The 17456-nt window shown below is 62.8% G+C and carries 11 protein-coding genes and 6 pseudogenes; 3 read left to right on the forward strand and 14 right to left on the reverse strand.

The window, feature by feature from the left end; all coding sequences use genetic code 11:
* Positions 1-6 precede the first annotated feature (6 nt).
* From NKH36_RS14250 to nifH, 7 genes and pseudogenes are all read right to left on the reverse strand, one after another.
* Positions 7-996: a polyprenyl synthetase family protein gene (locus tag NKH36_RS14250; protein WP_352959326.1), complete on the reverse strand. Its 990-nt coding sequence runs from the start codon at positions 994-996 to the stop codon at positions 7-9.
* 154 nt (positions 997-1150) lie between these two features.
* Positions 1151-2494, reverse strand: a pseudogene (locus NKH36_RS14255) (cytochrome P450).
* Complete coding sequence (locus tag NKH36_RS14260; RefSeq protein WP_352959327.1) at positions 2494-3339, reverse strand: SDR family oxidoreductase; 846 nt, start codon at positions 3337-3339, stop codon at positions 2494-2496. The pseudogene NKH36_RS14255 and the gene NKH36_RS14260 overlap by 1 nt, the downstream one beginning before the upstream one ends.
* Before the next feature lie 168 nt (positions 3340-3507).
* Positions 3508-3633 (reverse strand): annotated as a pseudogene (locus NKH36_RS14265) (ferredoxin); the annotation flags it as partial.
* Positions 3634-3639: 6 nt separating this feature from the next.
* Positions 3640-4923 (reverse strand): annotated as a pseudogene (locus NKH36_RS14270) (cytochrome P450); the annotation flags it as partial.
* An 89-nt stretch (positions 4924-5012) separates the two neighbouring features.
* Positions 5013-6215 carry a cytochrome P450 gene (locus tag NKH36_RS14275; RefSeq protein WP_352959206.1) on the reverse strand — a complete coding sequence of 401 codons (1203 nt, stop codon included), beginning with the start codon at positions 6213-6215 and terminating at the stop codon, positions 5013-5015.
* A gap of 151 nt (positions 6216-6366) precedes the next feature.
* Positions 6367-6559: pseudogene (gene nifH / locus NKH36_RS14280) on the reverse strand (nitrogenase reductase); the annotation flags it as partial.
* Between the two features lie 1225 nt (positions 6560-7784).
* Here nifH and NKH36_RS14285 point away from each other — a divergent pair.
* From NKH36_RS14285 to NKH36_RS14295, 3 genes are all read left to right on the forward strand, one after another.
* On the forward strand, positions 7785-8318 hold the full coding sequence (locus NKH36_RS14285; RefSeq protein WP_023801984.1) for a peroxiredoxin: 534 nt from the start codon (positions 7785-7787) through the stop codon (positions 8316-8318).
* A gap of 69 nt (positions 8319-8387) precedes the next feature.
* Positions 8388-9824, forward strand: a complete 1437-nt coding sequence (gene rpoN, locus NKH36_RS14290) for an RNA polymerase factor sigma-54 (protein WP_352959207.1) — start codon at positions 8388-8390, stop codon at positions 9822-9824.
* 58 nt (positions 9825-9882) lie between these two features.
* Entirely contained in the window at positions 9883-11100 is a 1218-nt protein-coding gene (locus tag NKH36_RS14295; protein ID WP_352959208.1) for an MFS transporter, read from the forward strand.
* 233 nt (positions 11101-11333) lie between these two features.
* Here the strand turns inward: NKH36_RS14295 and NKH36_RS14300 are convergent.
* The 7 genes and pseudogenes from NKH36_RS14300 to NKH36_RS14330 all read right to left on the reverse strand — a co-directional run.
* A pseudogene (locus NKH36_RS14300) lies at positions 11334-12085 on the reverse strand (ABC transporter permease); the annotation flags it as partial.
* Positions 12086-12230: 145 nt separating this feature from the next.
* A complete protein-coding gene (locus tag NKH36_RS14305; RefSeq protein WP_352959209.1) occupies positions 12231-12851 on the reverse strand; it encodes a nitrogen fixation protein NifQ in 621 nt (206 codons plus the stop codon).
* A 211-nt stretch (positions 12852-13062) separates the two neighbouring features.
* The gene (locus NKH36_RS14310; RefSeq protein ID WP_352959211.1) at positions 13063-13227 is read right to left on the reverse strand and encodes a hypothetical protein; all 165 of its coding nucleotides are present in this window, start codon (positions 13225-13227) and stop codon (positions 13063-13065) included.
* A gap of 19 nt (positions 13228-13246) precedes the next feature.
* Positions 13247-13405, reverse strand: coding sequence for a hypothetical protein (locus NKH36_RS14315; RefSeq protein ID WP_352959212.1), 159 nt, complete (start codon positions 13403-13405; stop codon positions 13247-13249).
* Positions 13402-13740 (reverse strand): annotated as a pseudogene (locus NKH36_RS14320) (transposase); the annotation flags it as partial. The gene NKH36_RS14315 and the pseudogene NKH36_RS14320, both read right to left, overlap by 4 nt.
* A gap of 396 nt (positions 13741-14136) precedes the next feature.
* Positions 14137-15270: a porin gene (locus tag NKH36_RS14325; RefSeq protein ID WP_352959213.1), complete on the reverse strand. Its 1134-nt coding sequence runs from the start codon at positions 15268-15270 to the stop codon at positions 14137-14139.
* Between the two features lie 315 nt (positions 15271-15585).
* Entirely contained in the window at positions 15586-16242 is a 657-nt protein-coding gene (locus tag NKH36_RS14330) for an antitoxin Xre/MbcA/ParS-like domain-containing protein (protein ID WP_352959215.1), read from the reverse strand.
* Between the last annotated feature and the right edge of the window lie 1214 nt (positions 16243-17456).

The raw sequence follows: 17456 nt of genomic DNA on the forward strand, positions 1-17456 counted from the left end.
GCGCGCTCACGCGCATGGCGCGAGATACGCGTTGGCCCGCTGCAGCATCTGCGCCAACCGTTCCGCACGCGGCCCCAGCGGGGCGATGGCCTCCCCGGCGTCGCGCAACAAATCCAGCGCGAACTGGCGCGCTGCCTGCAGCCCCATGATCGACGCGCAGGTCGGCTTCTGCGCCGCCGCGTCCTTGCCGGGGGTCTTGCCCAGCGTCGCGGTATCCGCTGTCGCGTCGAGAATGTCGTCGACCACCTGCAACGCCAGGCCGAAACAGGCGGTGTAGCGATCGAGCGCACAGTACAGCGCAGCGTGCGCGGCATCCTCCGCGATAGCGCATAGCGTGCCCATGCGAACGGACGCGCGCACTAGCGCTCCGCTCTTCATCCGGTGCATCGCCACGATCCTGTCCAGCTCGACGTGCTTTCCGACCAGCGACAGATCCATGGCCTGCCCGCCTGCGGCACCCTCGGCGGACACGGCCTGCGCCAGTTCGCGCACGAGCGCGATACGGTTGTCGCCCGGCGCATCCAGGCTCGCCAGGGTAAGGAAGGCGTGCGCCTGCAGCGCATCGCCGACCAGGATCGCAGTGGCTTCGCCGAACTTGACGTGCACGGTCGGAAGGCCGCGGCGAAGCACGTCGTCGTCCATCGCGGGCAGGTCATCGTGGACCAGGGTACAGGCGTGCATCATCTCGATGGCGGCGCCGACCTCGTCGAGTATGTGCGCCGGCGTGTCGGCCAGTGCGCCGGCAGCCAGACAGAGCAAGGCGCGGGTGCGCTTCCCGCCATGCAAGGTGGCGTAGCGCATCGCCGCCATCAGCTCGGTCTCACCGTCGTTTTCGGCGCAGAGAAGACGCGCCAGCGCCTGTTCGACCCGCTTTGCGCCGTCCTGCATCCAGATCTCCGGCAGCAGCCTGCCGGATGCGCCGCGCGCCTGCGCGCCCAATCCGCCGAGCGCGGAAACGCCAGTTCCGTGGTCGTGTAGCGTGGAACCGGTCTGCATGTTGTTCATGTCCTTGTACCTGACAGCAGACGGCCACGGCGAGCGGCGAGCCGATGCAGTGTTGCCGGCGTCGCACCGAGCGCGCGCGCCGAGTGCAGCAATGCCGCGCGTCGCCGGCGCCGCTGCCTCGCCACACGGGGTATGCGATGCCAGCTCATGAGAATTCGATGCGGATTTTCATGGACGGATGTGCGGTCGGGTAATAGCGCCGGCCTTTTTCGACGCCGCTCACCAACCGCGGCCGTACCCCGGCCTTGTGCATGGTCAGCGCCAAGGCGATGCAGAACTGCACCATTTCCAGCCATACCAGGTGGTAGCCGATGCAGACGTGTGGGCCGGTACCGAACTGCAGCATGTCCACCGGCCGGATCGGCTCCGTGCGTTGCAGCCACCGCGCCAGGCGGAACTGATCAGGCGCCTCGTGCAGCAGCGCCGAGGTCGAGAAATGCAGCAGCGGGATGCACAGATGGGTACCCGCGGGAATGCGCCGTTGGCCGAGTTGCAATTCCTGCAGCGCGCGACGCGGCAGGAGCGTGGTCGCCGGATGCAGACGCAGTGTCTCGCGGAACAGCGCCTCGGCGACCGGACACTGCGCCAGGTCCGCGTGCCGGGTCGGCACCGCGCCCACGCGTTGCGCCTCCTCGACGACGGCGTCCCACAGCACAGGCTGCCGCGCCAGCTCGATCACCATCCAGGCCATCGTCGAAGCAGTGGTGTCGTGACCGGCAAGCAGCAGCAACCGGATATTGGCGACCAGGACGTAGTCGGAGAGCGCATCGTCGCTGCGATCGAAGGCGCTCACCATGTCGTTGATCAACCCGGTGCGCGCGGCATGCGCGCGCGCGTCGCGGACGAACTAGCGCAACTGCGCGTCGATCCAGTCGCGGGCGGCGCGGCCGCGCCGCAAGGGCAGTCCGGGCAGGTCGACGGGGGGCGCGACGATCAACTGCAGCAGTTGCCGGTACTTGCGATGCCATCCCGGCAGGTCATGCGCGGGGATTCCCATGAGGCTGAAGATGAGCTTGAGCATCAGGTCGCCGGTTTCGCGCAGGATGGTTACCTCGCCGAGGTCGCGCCACGCCTGCACCCGCGCCCGGATGACGGGCGCGAACAGGTCGCCGATGCCGGCCTGGGTCAGCCCCTTGGGCAGGAACGCCGCCTTGATCGCATCGCGCGCCTGCCGGTGCGCGCCGCCGTCCTGGGCAACCAACGTTCCGCCAAGCAATTCGGGCGCGATCTCTTCGATCAGCGCCGAGGACACGTCCTTGTGCCGGAGCAGTCGAAACGCATCCGGATGCACGCAGGTCATCAGGTGTCCAGCAGGGCCGAAATCCAGCCAGAAGTGGCTGCCCAGCGTCCGTTCCGCGCGCCGCAGCAGGCGCGGCAGGTCGCAGACGATGGCGGGAAGATGCCCGACCAGGGGGAAAGCGCCGGGCATGACCGGGATGTCGTATCGCAGCCGGAGCCGACGGTTGAGCGGGTTGAGCAGCATGTCCATCAGCAGCGCGCCGCCGCGGCCGCTTCGGCGGTGTCGCCGGCAGGCCGCGCGGCGCAGCTGTTGCCACCGTCGGCGTACGTCGGCACATGCGCCAGCATGCCGCCGTCGATGCACACGACCTGGCCAGTGATGAACGCAGCATCGTCGGAGAGCAGGAACGCCACGAGCGCGGCCACGTCCTCGGGGCGGCCGACGCGCTGCAGGAGCTGGTGCCGGCGCAGATGCCGTTGCATGCACTCGTCCAGCTTGGTGAGGAGACGCTCGGTCATGACGAGACCCGGCGCAACGGCGTTGCAGCGGATCTGCGCATGACCGTACTGGGTGGCGAGCGAGGCCGACAGCATGTTCATCGCCGCCTTCGACGCGGCGTAGGACGTCTGCGCCGTGTCACCGCTGAGTCCCTGGCACGACGACATGTTGACGATCGCGCCACCGCCGCGGGCGATCATCCGTGGGATGGCCTGCCGGCAGCAGAGCAGCGTGCCGCGCAGATTGGTCGCCATGGTCTGATCCCAGACCGCCAGGTCCAGGTCGAGGATCGCGCGGTCGCGTGAGGTCAGATGCATGGCGCTCGCATTGTTCACTAGCAGGTCGACCCCACCGAAGTGCCGCTCCGCCGTCTCGAACAGCGCTGCCACCGCCTGCGCATCGGCGATATCCATGGCTAGGGGCAGCGCGTGGCCTGCTTCGGCCGAGATCTGCGCGGTGCAGGCGATGGCCGCCGAGCCATCAATGTCGGCCACCACCACCCTGCCGCCCCCGCGCGCGATGGCGAGAGCGCATGCCTTGCCGATGCCGGCGCCGGCGCCGGTCACCACGGCCACCTTGCCTTCAAACCGTCCCATCGTGTCTCCTGGATTGCATTGGTCTTTCGCGGCATGCCGCTCGGCCTCCGCCGGAGAAGGCGCAGGGTCGGCGCTGGCGCGCTCGCCATCGCCAGCGTCGCTTTCGATGACCCGAATGGCGGCGACCGGGCACTGGCTGGCCGCGAGCCGCACGGCGGCGTGCAGCGCCTGCGGGACCGTCGCCACGCACACTTCGGCCACGCCGTCCGGTTCGCGCTGGCGAAAGGTGCCCGGCAGCGTCAGCACGCACTGCCCGGTAGTTCCGCACAGATCCTGATCGACCAGGACGCGCATCTCAGCCCCCTGCCCATGCAGCCGCACCGGCAGCGCGCAGAACGTCCTAAGGAACGCGGAGGGCTCCCGGGTCGGCTGTTCGGCCAATGCCAACGTGGGGAAGCGCGCCTGGATCCGCGGCAGGCTCTCGGCCAACTGCACCCGGGCCAGTTGCGCACCGAGGCAGAAGTGGATGCCGTGGCCGAAGCTCAGCATAATCTTCCCGTCGGTCGACATGCCAGGACTGGTGCCGTAGAACCGCGCGGGATCGAAGCGGTCGGGATCGGCGAAGGCGTCCGGGTCGCGATTGCCGGCCGCGATCAGCACGCGCACGTCCGCGTTCTTCGGGATCACCACGCCGCCCAGTTCGATGTCGCGCTGGGCGATACGCGGAATGGAGCTGAACATGGCGGGCGCGTCGCAGCGCAGGACTTCTTCGACGAATGCCTTCACCCCCACGGCATCTCCCTGCAGCCAGTGCCGCTGTTCGGGATACGCCAGCATCGCCAGGACCGCATGGTCGATGGCCGCAGCAGTGGTGGCGAAGCCGCCCAGCAGCATGCCCCACAGCATGCTGATCAACTCCGCATCCGACAGCATGTCGGCATCGTCGTCGTGTGCGCCGACCAGCATTGACACGATGTCGTGGCGGGAATCGGTGCGCTTGCGCTGTATGAGGTCGCCGAAGTAGGCCTGCACCCTGGCGCTGGCCGCGTCCGCCGCGGCGAGCTGGGGATCGCTGGCGTGCGGGCTCAGTCCTTCCAGAATGGCGCTGATGCCGGCGACGAGCCCGAACATGTCGTCTTGGGGCATGCCGAACAGTTCGCCGAAAACCAGCATGGGCAAGGCCAGTGCGAATTCCCGATGCAGGTCCACCGCCTCCCCGCGCTCCAGCGCGGGCGCCATGCCGTCCAGGCGCGCTGCGACGATGCGAGCGATGGTCGGCCTCAGGTTGTCGATCTGGCCCATGGTGAAATCGCGCGAGATCAGCCGGCGCAGACGCGTATGCGTCGGTGGTTCCTTCATCGCTAGCGTGGACGCCAGCAGATTGAGTGACAGGCTGGTCGCCGCACGCGGGAAATAGCGCGCCAGTTCGCCCGGCGCCGGTCCCCGAAACGCATCGCCCGTGGCCTTGAGCGCCCAGTAGATGTCGGCGTGGCGGCTCAACAGAAAGAGACCCGACGCCGAGCGATGCACCGGATCGTGCTCGCGCAACCACCGCATGAACGGATACGGGTCGTGGATGCACGCTGGCGACGCCAGTTCGGCGAAGGCGTCCCGGCATGTTGCCGTGGTTTCTTGCACGTCCATCTTGGTTACCTGTTGGCTGGCTGATCGGACCGGCGCGCCAGGCGCGCCGGCAAATTGCGGAGAAGACCGCGAGTCCCGGCGTCCGCGCATCACCAGAGCACCGGGAACTCCTCGAACCCGCCAGTGATGATCTCCTTGCGCAACTTCAGTTCTTCGGGCGTCACGGCCAGGCGCAGCGCGGGAAAGCGCTGGAAGATCGAACCGAACACCACCTTGAGTTCCAGTCTGGCCAGCGCCGCGCCGATGCAGTAGTGCGGCCCATGGGAGAACGCCAGGTGCGGGTTTTCGTCGCGTCCGATGTCGAAGATTTCCGGGTCGTCGAAATGGCGCGGATCGAACGACGTCGCCGGCAGGCCGACCAGCACCTTGCTCTCCGCGGGAATATGCACGCCCGCGATGGTCACGTCGGTCCTCGGATAGCGCATGATGCCGTCCCAACCCGCGCCCGGCGGGTACATGCGCAGGATTTCCTCTACCGCCTTGTCCACCAGAGATGGATCGCCGACCAGGCGTTCGCGCTGTTGCGGATGGCGGAACATGGCGAGCAGGCCGAATTCGATCTGCGCGACGGTGCTCTCGTGCCCCGCCACCAGCATTCCCGCCGCCAGGCCGATCGCCTCTTCCTCGGTCGCCTTGCCTTGGTCGACCGCCGCGAGCAGATCCGTCAGCAGGTTGTCGCCCGGATCCTGGCGCTTGTCCCGCATTTTGCCGCGAATGTAGGCGCGCAGTTCTTCCCAGGCCAGGCGCGACGCGCTGCGCGGGCCGCTTTCATGCTGGTGCGTCATCACCTCGTCGGACAGCCCGGCGAAAAAGGCGTGATCCTCATAGAGCACGCCCATCAGCGCGCTGATGACCATGGCCGGAAGCGGAAAGGAGAGGTGGCGCCGCAGGTCGGCGGGCTGGGGCTGGGCCGCCAGCGTCTCGAACAACTGCGCGGCGATCACCTCGACCTGCTGCTCGAGCAGCTTCACCCTGCGGTTGCTGAAGGCCGGCGCCACGATCGTGCGTAACCGGGCATGCTCGCCCCCCTCGTGCGAGACCAGCCACCCCGGCGAACCGAGAATCACCGAATCCGGGGTGAATGCCGCCGGCGGCATTCCCGCGGGCCGGAACGCCGCGTCGGACAGCGCCGCCTTGGCCTCGTCGTAGCCTGTCACCCACCAGCCTTCGTGCCCGGACGGGAAGCGCACGCGGTGGATCGGACCGTTGGCGCGTAGCGCCAACATCTCGGGCGAGGGCTCGATGTGATCGACGCGCCACATCGGCAGCGTCGGCACGGGTTGTTCGGACATGGTGGGCACTTCACTCTAAGCGATGGAAGGGCGGAAGGTGACCGGCAGGCGCTGCGGGCAGCGAATGACGTAGGACGGCATATAGACGGCGTCCTCCGCGGCGTAGCCCGACGATTATCAAGATCGGCCAACGTGTAACTGCCTAGGCATACCGCGCGGCGAGATGCAGAACGTTATCCTGCGCCTTCGAGTTCAGGATAAGACGAGTTTGGCAGGTCTTTGAGTGGCAGCCGGCCATCAAGATTTCCTGCGCAAGGGTCGACAAGGGCGGTGAGCCTGTTTGGTAGGGGCGGTTTCGCCGAGGTCCCCTTCCCATAGAATGCTATCTGATGCGGATTTGACATTTTGCTTTTCTCTCTTCGTTCGATCGCTCGCGGTGTCATCCACGAAATGAAGGTCGGTCGGCGGCTCCCGGCCCGCAACGAAGGAGCATCAAAACTCGTGCCAACTTGGCCGACCCAGCAGAAGCCGCGCCTTTGCGACCTTTCGGTCGGGCCTGCGACATTCTTGTCCAGTTTCGAACATAAGAGGGTTGCGAATGGGACACGCTTGGAGAATTCGATCCTCACGGAATCAGGGCGCTTGCCGAAGAGCGCGCGCTCATGGTTGCTGCGACAGGCGCGTGTTCGCGATAGCCGTGCCTGCGCACGCAAGAACACGCTAGCGGCACACGCTACGCAATCGCTGCAGTCCCCGCCGGTGTGAGGTAGTGCATCGGCTCGGCTTCCGGTTCGTCTTTGCCCAGCCGGTGCGGAAGCGCCGAATCTCCGCACCATACAGCACCGTCGTCAAGTGTGGTGACGAGGCAGTTATAGCGCGCGCCCGATCTCGGCGAAGACACGGCCTCCCAGAGAAAGGGGGTGGTCCAAAAGCATCTCTATTTGAAATGGCACGCCGCTTGCTGCTCCTGGTTAGAGCCCACCAAATCACGATGAAAGCGACTTGCGCCATGCCCGACACGCGAAGCTCTAGACCGTGGCCTGAGGAGACGGTGCCCGTTCCCGCTGAACATCGGGACATCGTCTCCTCCGGAGGTCCGTGCTCGGTAGCCGCTTTGCGCGTGGCTGGTCCGGCACGCCAACACGTGGCGCTCGCGCAATTGCCGTTTACCGGTTCTGTTCAGCGTGTGAGTGCCCAAGAACCCCATCAAAGGGTCACCCAAGCCAAGGTCGGCGGGTCACTGCCACATATCGACAACACGCTGAACCAGTCCAGTGACGCGGGTCTGTTGGGTGAAGTCACATTTGAGGCCCCCACATGCTTCCGATATTGGCTACTTCCGGCCGCTATCACTTTTCCCCGGGCACGAGCGCGAGCGATCGATCCCGCTTCCGGCGCCATAGCCGTGGAAAGTTGCCCAAGCGGCTCGACGGTGTCCAGCTCGCTCAGATCGATTGCGTTCGGGTGGCGAAGACAAGCAGCCAAGACGTTCCCATACATCGGGATGGAAAAAGGAGGTTGCGAGCCGCGAGGTCCTCATTCCGTGCCCGGCATACGAGCCTTTGCTCGGTATTGCGCCAGCCTCCGACAGAATCCAGCGCGCCAGTTTTTTTCTTTAGGAGCAACTTGATGACCGTTCAAAAGAAAGTTCCCTTCGTCACCTTTCTCACGCGTGTTCGCGATGAGTCAGTCCAGGGGCCAAATCCATATCGCTGGGAAGAAAAGACATCTGACGACTACTTTGCCGGCAAGCGCGTCATCCTGTTCTCACTGCCTGGCGCCTTCACCCCGACCTGCTCGACCTACCAACTGCCCAAGTTCGAAGAGCTCTATGATGAGTTTGAGAAGGAGGGAATTGACGCGATTTACTGCGTCTCCGTCAACGATGCCTTCGTCATGAATGCGTGGGGGAAGTCCTTGGGCCTGCAGAAGGTCGAGCTCATCCCCGATGGCTCAGGCGAGTTCACACGCAAGATGGGCATGCTGGTCGCCAAGGACAATCTCGGCTTCGGGATGCGGTCCTGGCGCTACGCCGCCCTGATCAACAATGGCGTGGTGGAGCAGTGGTTCGAGGAGGAAGGTTTCTCCGACAACTGCGAGGCCGACCCCTATGGCGTCTCATCCCCGCAAAACGTTCTCGAAACGCTGAAAGCCGCCGCATGACCTAGAAAACGTCTCACTGGTGCCATTGCCCGCCCCAAGAGGCTCCTCGACAGGACCATCGCGCTCACCATGCAATCCTCAGCAAGCCTGCTTCAGCGCCAGAAGCAATCCATGGTCGCATCGCCTCAACTCATTGAGTCGATTCGCTTGCTGCAACTGGCGCATACTGAACTGCATCAGTTCGTGGAGCGGGAAATCGAGAAGAACCCAATCTTGGAATCTGCGTCAAACGATGGCGGGCCTTTTGACGATGTTTCGATTTCGGGAGCGGATCAACCTGTCGGCCCACGCGCAAACGCCGTTGACGGACCGACCGGGGCCGAGTCGCCTGAACGGCTCGGGCAATGGAAATCACTTCGCAACACGACCAACAACCCGCCGGGTAATGGCCCTTCCCTCGACGAGTTTGCCAGCCTCGCCGAGACATTGCACGACCATGTCGCTCGTCAGATCGCCCTCACTGCGTTCACACCACAGGAGCGGCTGATCGCTGGCCAGCTTGCCGCCGATCTGGAAGACACTGGCTATCTTCGGGCAAACCTTTTGGAGCTGGCCGAGAGCCTGAATGTCCGGGAGGCTGATGTGGAACGGGTTCTCGGAACCTTGCAGCACTTTGATCCACCGGGAATTTTTGCGCGAACTCTCGGAGAATGCCTCGAAATCCAGTTGCGCCAGCGAGACCGGTTCGACCCGGCAATGGCAGCTTTGGTTGCCAATCTTGAAATGCTTGCGCGACGCGATTTTCAGGCACTGAGGCAGCATTGCGGCGTCGATGAAGAAGACCTTCTCGACATGATGCATGAGATTCGGGCGCTCGATCCCAAGCCTGGAAACCGATTCCAATCTGGTGCGTCTGAATCAATCATACCCGACGTCTGGGTCACGCCCTCGCCGGAAGGCGGGTGGCAGATCGAACTTGATCCGGCCACACTGCCCAAGCTGCTGATCAACCAAACCTACTATGCCGAAGTCTCGCGTCAAACTGTCCAAAATTCGAAAGATCAAGCATTTCTCGACGAATGCTTGCAAAAGGCGAACTGGCTAATCCGCAGCCTCGATCAGCGCGCCAAGACGATTGTTAAGGTTGCGGCTGAAATCGTGCGCCAGCAGGATGCCTTTTTGGAACATGGCGTCGCCCACCTGCGGCCTCTCAATCTCAGAACCGTCGCTGACGCGATCGGCGTGCACGAGTCGACGGTAAGCCGGGTGACCTCGAACAAGTACATGCTTACCCCGCGCGGAGTCTTTGAACTGAAGTATTTTTTCACCGTCGCGATCGCGTCCTGCCAAGGCGGCGATGCGCACTCCGCCGAAGCTGTCCGCCATCGGATCAAAGCGATGATTGCCGCAGAATCTCCCGGCGACGTGCTTTCCGATGAGGACATCGCTGTCCGGCTGAAGGAAACCGGCATCCATGTTGCGCGCCGCACCGTCACAAAATATCGCGAAGCAATGAACATCCCCTCCTCCGTGCAACGCCGCCGGGAAATGCGCTTGTGTTTTTAAATTTGGGTCAAGGCAGCCAACATCATGTTGCATTGCATCCAAAGTGGAGACTTCGTTCATGACCCAATCCGCGGCAGGCGTCGTGGACGCTGTTCTGCACGACTCAGAAAAGCCCGTCCAACCGTCTGGTCCCGCATGGGGTGCGGTCATTTCGCTTTCCTTGGGCACCTTCGGGCTGGTGACGGCAGAGTTTCTGCCTGTCAGCCTGCTCACGCCGCTCGCGCATGATCTCGGTATCACCGAGGGTGCGGCTGGACAGGCGATGACGGCGACCGCTATCGTGGGGGCGATCTCGGCGCCGACGGTGGCCATCATCACAAAGCGCCTGGACCGCAGGATCGTCATCTGGGCGATGACGCTGCTGCTGATCCTGTCGGACGTTCTGGCGGCCGGCGCGTGGTCGCTGGTGGTTCTCCTGACTGCACGCGTCGTGCTCGGCATAGCGCTCGGAGGCTTCTGGTCGATGTCGGCAGCACTGGCCATGCGGCTCGTTCCAAGCCACCTCCTGCCGCGCGCCATGTCGGTCATCCTCACCGGCGTTTCCGTCGCTACCGTTTGCGCAGCTCCAATCGGCGCTTATGTCGGCGATATCTGGGGATGGCGAAGCGCCTTCATGCTCGCCGCAGTCGTCGGCGCCGCAGCACTGCTGGTGCAACTCATGACCATTCCGAGGCTGCCTCCGGTTGGAGTGGCTAGCTTCCGCAGCCTGCTGGATGTGGCCAAGATTCCGATGATCAAGGTCGCGCTTTTGGTCGTCCTGCTGGCCGCTTCCGGTCATTTCGCCGGCGTCACGTATATCCGCGCCTTCCTCGAGAAGGTTCCCGCGCTCGATGTCGAGACGATCTCGCTAGTGTTGCTTGCTTTTGGCATCGGCGGCTTCTTCGGCAATTTAGCCGGCGGGCTTCTGGCCGTGTACAGTCTCAAGGCAGTCGCGGCCCTTGCACCGCTGCTCATAGCGATAGCCGCTGTTTCGCTGCTGACGGCGGGAGCATCGGCCTCGGCCTCGGCGATTGCGGTTGCCGCGTGGGGCTTTGCTTTCGGCGCGGTGCCGGTGGGATTGCAGACGTGGATGGTGCGGCGCGCCGCTCCCGAGCAGGCCGAAAGCGCCGGTGTGCTGATGGTCGTAGCGTTCCAAGTGGCAATCGCAGCCGGCGCGATTTTCGGCGGACTTTTGGTGGACAATGCCGGGATTACCAGTGCCATTGCCTACAGTGCTGTTGCCACGTTCCTCGCCGCCCTGACAGTGTTCCTGCTCGGCCCGAAGCGCGAAACCTAGACCGCCTGACAGAAGAGGCCTCAGCAGCGCAGCGGGACGAGAGATGCAATCGCATGCACGCCGCGCGCGATCCTCCGCATGATTACTTTGGCGGTTGCAGCTTCGTTTCGCCGAGCGTATAGGCCGACTGGATCGCCGCCGCGGCAGCCTGTTCCGTGTCGGCCTCCGATCTCGCATGGACCAGCGCCAGCGCCTCGCCGGCTTCACCTCCGGGCCATGGCGACCTTCGCCGCCAGACAGGCGAACCTCGCCGGCACCGGTTTCCATTTGGCGACGATGAGCGCTGCCAGTACGATGGAACCCTTGCTGGCGGTCCTCACGAAGCCGGCATTCTGGGGGAGCGACAGCTACGCGCCGGCCATGCCCGTCAGAACGCCGATGAAGATGCCGCACGATAGCGCAGCCAGGTCACTGAAATGCCAGTGGTATCAACGGCGCCCGGATTTTCGCCGACCGCGCGAAGCCCTAGGCCGAAGCGGGTGCTAAACAGCACCAACCAGGTAGATGGCACCATCAGGGACGCGACATAGACCAGCAGCGAATGGTCGGATAGACCGGCCCGAGCACCGGCACGCCGCGCACCGCTTCGGCGCTGGGCACAACGATGTCGCGAGTCTTTCAGAGAGTGCCGGCACGCGCCCTGCCGGGAACCAGGCCTGGCCGAGAATGATGGTGGAGCGCGGCAGCGATGAAACTGATGGCGACGCCGAAGACGATCTGGTCGCCGCGATGAGTGATCGAGGCGAAACCGTGAACCAGCGCGAAAAACACGGCGGTGGCTACGGCGGCGCCCAGGCCGAGCCGAGCCGGTAACCGCGGCCGCCGAGGCGCCGGCAAAGGTGCCGGCCAGCATCTTGCCCTCGAGCCCGGTGTCGAAGACGCCGGCCCGCTCCGAATAGAGCCCGGCCAGGCAGGCGAGCAGCAACGGCACGGAGAACACCAGTTGCTCGGCGGCGATGGTGCGGGTCGGGTCCTGCTCCGCCATGATGACGGCGACCGCCGAAGCGAGCATAGGCGCAACCGGACAGCAGCACAGCATTCAAATCCTCGAAGGCGAAAGTTCGACGTTCGACAAGAGACATATAGTGCGGCGCGAGCCCTGGCGCTTGTACGACTGACGAAAGCGGCTCTTAATCCAAGGCCATGCCGTTCTTGATCCGTGTGAGGCGGCTTTCGCCTTCCTCCGGGCCGAAACAGCTTTCGAAATCATTGCATTCCCGGCAACTGGGCGCGCTGCACAGCGAAAAACCTTCGGCCTCGCAGAGCTTGCGGTAAAAGTACTTCTTCCATTTCATGTTTTGGGTGTTGCCGGCCGCCAGCGTCGGAAAATGCGAGGCGAGCAGGCGGCCGAGCTCGGTCCGATTAAAAAGGCCGAGGTCCTGCCAGAGATGGTCATTGCGCATGGCACGCCGGGCGATGATCTTGGCGAAGCGGGCGCTCGCCTTGTCGCCCGGCCGGGCATGCTCCAGCAGCAGTCCACACAGAAGTTCTTCCTCCAGATCCGGCTCGGGCTCGCTCACCTCTTCCAAGGCAAACGCGTTGATTGGAATAGCAGGGAAACTGCGGGCCAGGACATCGCGCAGCTCGGCGCGCGAAAGGCCGGTTGCCTCCGTCGCCGTCGCCTCGCCGGCCTCGATCTCCTCGAGCGCACTTGAAAGCACACAGGCAAGCACATGCTGGTCGAACCTCCTCTCCAGCTCGATCTGCGGCCATTGGCCAGTGCTGAGCCGGGCATAGTGTTGGGCAAACATGGTGCCGTTCTCCTGGTTTGTCCTATCAAGTCATGCAGCGACCGGGCGGCCGCAACATGGGTCGGGCAGTTCTTCGGGCAGAAGCGAGCGCCACGCTCCGCAGCGGTGATTGCAGGCGCGCCCGGAAGGTTTGGAACTGCTTCGACCCGAAAACCATGCGGCTGACAAGCTGAAATCATGGCGCGCCTTGGACATCGGTGACGGCCTCGTGCTAGCAGGCTGTTGAAGAAGGATCACGTTTGGCCTTGAGGATAGCCTCGTCGCCGTTGTGATAGGCGACGGTGATCTCGATCGTGCCGTCGTCGAGCAATTCAGCGGAGCCGTCGCCGGTGACTTCGTCCATCTCATCGAAGCCGGCCCATGTGAAGAAGACCATTGAGGGGCTGTACCCGAGATCAGGCCGGCTTGCAGGGCGCCAAGGCGATCTCACCGTGGTTGTCGGCCCCGATGGTGATCGTGGCGGGTCCGCCGAGGTCGAGATAGCCGCGATCCCACTGGTCAGCTTCGATGATCCGCCAGCGGCCGATCTGTCGACAGCCAGCAGACGCGGTCATGTCGGCACCGTCAGCAGCTTCGCTAGCCGCACGAGATTGTAGGCGGCGGCGCTGAAGGTGAAGGCCCATCCGACGCGATCGCGACCGCGCAACTTCGTCTTCGCCTGTCCGGCAACCGTCTTGATCCATCCGAACCGCCTCCTCAATGCGCTTGCGGATGCGCTGGCTGACCGCATAGTCGCTGTGCCGCGTCGTGCGACCGTCGATCGCCGAACGGCGCCCGTTGGTGTTCTGCGCCACGTGCAGCGTCGCCTTCATCAAGCGTAACTCGTGAAGTCCTGCGCATCGTAGGCCTTGTCGGTGGCACTGGACGTGGCGCCCACCCTGCTGGCGCGACTCCCCATCAGGTCGTCGGGGTTTCGCTGGCGAAAAAACTTCCGCGTGTTTCTGCCCGATCCATCCCGCTTGCGCGTGTTGCCTAGTGAACCAAAAAACTGACCATCTGCAGGATCAGGATCAGCAAAAAAAAGCCAAAGGCAGACGCCAAAACAGCTGCCAGCAGGACGGTGCGTTGTTTCTTACCCACAGTTCCCCCGGGAGAGAGTCTGATGATAACCGTTAAAAAAGGGCGCCCGGGAACAGGGCGCCCTTCTCATCGACGAAATGCTCGGATTGGAGGTCCGTGATCAAGCAATTCGCCGAAAACCTCTACAAGCCTCACCACAATGGTTCAGCCGCAAATTGAAGGCTCGCAGTTACCGCTTCGAACGCGGCAACGGGCTCTTCAATCCTCAGAACGAGCGCTGGAAGCGGAGCTGGCCGCCGAAGTTGTCGTCGTCATCGGCACCGGTCCAGTTGCTGACCGTCTCATCACCAAGATGGAAGTAGCTGGCTTCGGCCGTGATCGTCAGGCCGGGGACGATATCGTAGGCGATGTTCGCCACGACGCCGAGATTCTCGCCCTCGTCATACGAGATCTGGGTGTTGAACGAGGTCTTCTCGTTGATGGTGTAGGTGCCACCGCCCCAGAGTGCCCAATTGCCGCTCCACAGCTTGTACATGCCGCGGCCGCCGGCGGGGAGTGCGTAGCCGCCATCCGTGAGGTTGTCGTCCGTGCCGTAGCCGGCCATGATGAACAGGGACAGGTTCTCCATCGGGGTGACGTCGAGGCGAACCTTGCCGGCCACTTCTTCATAGTTGCTGTCGTAAGCGATGACGCCGGTGATGGCGCCCCAGCCCTGCGTCCACTTTACACCGCCGACTATATGCGGAACATAGCTGTCGATCGTGAAGTCGCCATAACCTTGTTCGAGCGAGACCACGGCCGAGAAGCCGTTGCCGGCGTCGAAGTAGTACTGAACGACGTTGGTGTCGAAGCCGCCGTAGGGAACCAGCGTATCCTGGATGACGTTGCCGGCGTAGCCGCTGAACGTATCGAACGCCGATTCGTCTTTACCGACGCGCAGGCCACCGAGCTGGATCCAGGCGAAGTTCAGCGTAACGCCCGTGTTGCCGGCCTCGTTGAGGAACGGAGATGTATCGCCTTGGGTGTTGCGGAAGTTGAAGTTGGTCTGGGTGTACGTCTTCAAGGTGCCGAGCTCGGTTTCCTGGCCGGTCCAGGTCTTCAGCGAGAAGCGAGCACGCTTCCAGTAGGTATCCTGCTCGTCGCCGTCCTCGACGTCGACGGTCCCCGCACCAGTGTATGTGCCGATGTCGCCGACGCCGATGTCGTAGCGGACATAGCCGCCGATGCGCAGGCAGGTTTCGGTGCCGGGGATGTAGAAGTAGCCGGCGCCGTAGACGTCGCAGATCTTGACGTATTCAGCGGGTTCCGGCTCGGCAACGACGACGGCGTCGGCGGCGTGCGCACCGGAAACTGCGACCAGTGCCGCAGCGGAGCCGAGAAGAAGGCTCTTGATGTTCATTTTGATCTCCTTGAATGATTTGAAAAGGGCGAGGACGTCGATGGACGAACCGCTCCCTGTCCCCACGATCGAAAAAGATGCGCATCGCGATGCATCCTTCCCGGCTCGAACGCTATTCACCGGGCGAATTAGTGCAAGTTCAAATGCCGTTTGCCAGCCGTATGCGCAGTATCCGTGGCATTTTTACCACTAAATCCTCAATATTACTTGCACAAATTGGACAACTATACATTTGCACAAATCGCACAATTGGTACAGTTGGTGTTTACGCACGTATAGAATGTGCGCGAGCAGCCACCGGCGTCCGGCCAATCGTCAGATAGGTTCAATCAGAGAAATAGCCTGGGCGGCCGATGAAACAACTTCTGTGTTCATACCTTCTTTGAGCAATTCGATAGGGACGCGACCCTTGAGAAGAGGCGAGGGGCTGATCAGCCACAGCCAAGCCAATCTGGGATCGGAGATCGAGGAAAGGACCTGCCTGATTCCGGGCATAGGCCTGCCGTCGATGAACTGAGCTAGGGGAAATACATGCTTACGGGAGCCTCTCCGAAAGGCAACCACATCATTGTGTTGCTGCCACCAATACAAAGTGGACCGCGGTATTCCAAAACGTCTCTCGAGATGCGTCGACCCCGCAACTGGACCGGCCCATTCTGCAATGCGCGCGCCTTCTCTCGGGCAATCTTTCAGAACCGGATGCCCGAGCGGATGATCGGCTGGCCGGGGTCGCGAAGCGATCTCACCCGCCTGGGCGTTTAGCCGTCGCGCTGCTTCGGCCTCGAGCCTACCAAGAAATTCGGCGGCCACCGCGGTCAATTCGTTGGAAGGAGAACCCGAAGGCGCAACAGCAGCCTTGTCACCCTGCTTCGCCTCATCGCATTTGGCAAGAATGCGCTGCACCTCCCTCATGACAAAGCTTGAAAGCTCGGTCTGGCGCTTTTCATCCCCAAGATCACTCGACGCGGACATATGTGGCTTTCCCAATAGCATTCCCTCAGCAAGCCGCAGAAAGAGCGTTGAAGACAAGAAGTTTGGAGGACGGCGATGTATTGAGTCTTCGTATGATCGCGACCTAGCAACCCTCTTGCGGTTTCAACTAGCACCTCTCAATAAAAAGGGAAGAATCAATGGACGACCGTCTTGCCCCCCCACGATCGAAACAGATGCACATTGCAGTGCATCTTGAGCAGCGTGACTATTCGCAACGCTCGTTTGTGCAAGTCATTTTATATTGCCAGCGTATAATTTAGACGTTGCTGTTTGTGAAACTACTTTCCGAGTGTTACTTGCACAAACTGTAGACTCGACCACGACTTCGACGCTCGCATTTACTGTCGACATACATGCTTCACCATTGCCGCACCGCATTGACCAGGTGCACGGCACCTCCTTCATGACAAAGCTTGAAAGCCCGTCCTCCGGAGGTTTCATTTGCAAGATCACTCGAACTACTCATACTGGCTTCCCGGCAGGGAGAGCAGGGTTTATCCGGTGCCTCAGCGGACTATCTGCAGCCGAAGGACCAGGCGCCGCGTCCTCGTCACCACCGACTAGTAGGCCCCCTGATCACGCCCGTGGTATCGAGATCGAAGGAAGGTGTGGTATTTCGCTCATTGTAGGCACCCGAGGATATCTCTACAGGCCGCATGGGCGTTTGTCCTGCTAGCTGCAAGTATGCGCGACGTGGTGTTCAGTTCGCCAATATAATATTCCGGACGATACCATCGCGTTTGCAGATGGCCGCGCCCCATGGGGAACTGCGGCTGCTTCGACGCTCGCAAGGACGTCCGGAATGAAGCACTCCGCCGCGTAGCGAGTACGACGGACCCGATCGTCTTGCGTTTAAAGTGGTGCGACTTGATCTGCTTGATCAGATCTGGTGCGCCTCTTCTGGACGGCCGCGGCCAGGATATCGTCCTCGGTCCCCGACGACATATGCGCGCCGCTTCTGGATAAGCGCGTACCCCTTCGCTGAAGTCGCAGAATAGTCTAGCTGCAGGGTACCCGAGCATCCAGTTGGTTGCTGGAACAGACCCGGAGACTGATCTTCTTGGAAGGCAAACCGCATCGGCGCCTTTACGCAATTGCTACCCTGGCGGCACTGCGCGACGCTTGCACTCCGGTGACGTCTGTCTAGACCTATCGGCAAAGACGAGCACCTGATGCCCCGAGCCGACCCAGTG

This window comes from Mesorhizobium sp. M1312 (assembly GCF_040318115.1).
GTDB lineage: Bacteria > Pseudomonadota > Alphaproteobacteria > Rhizobiales > Rhizobiaceae > Mesorhizobium.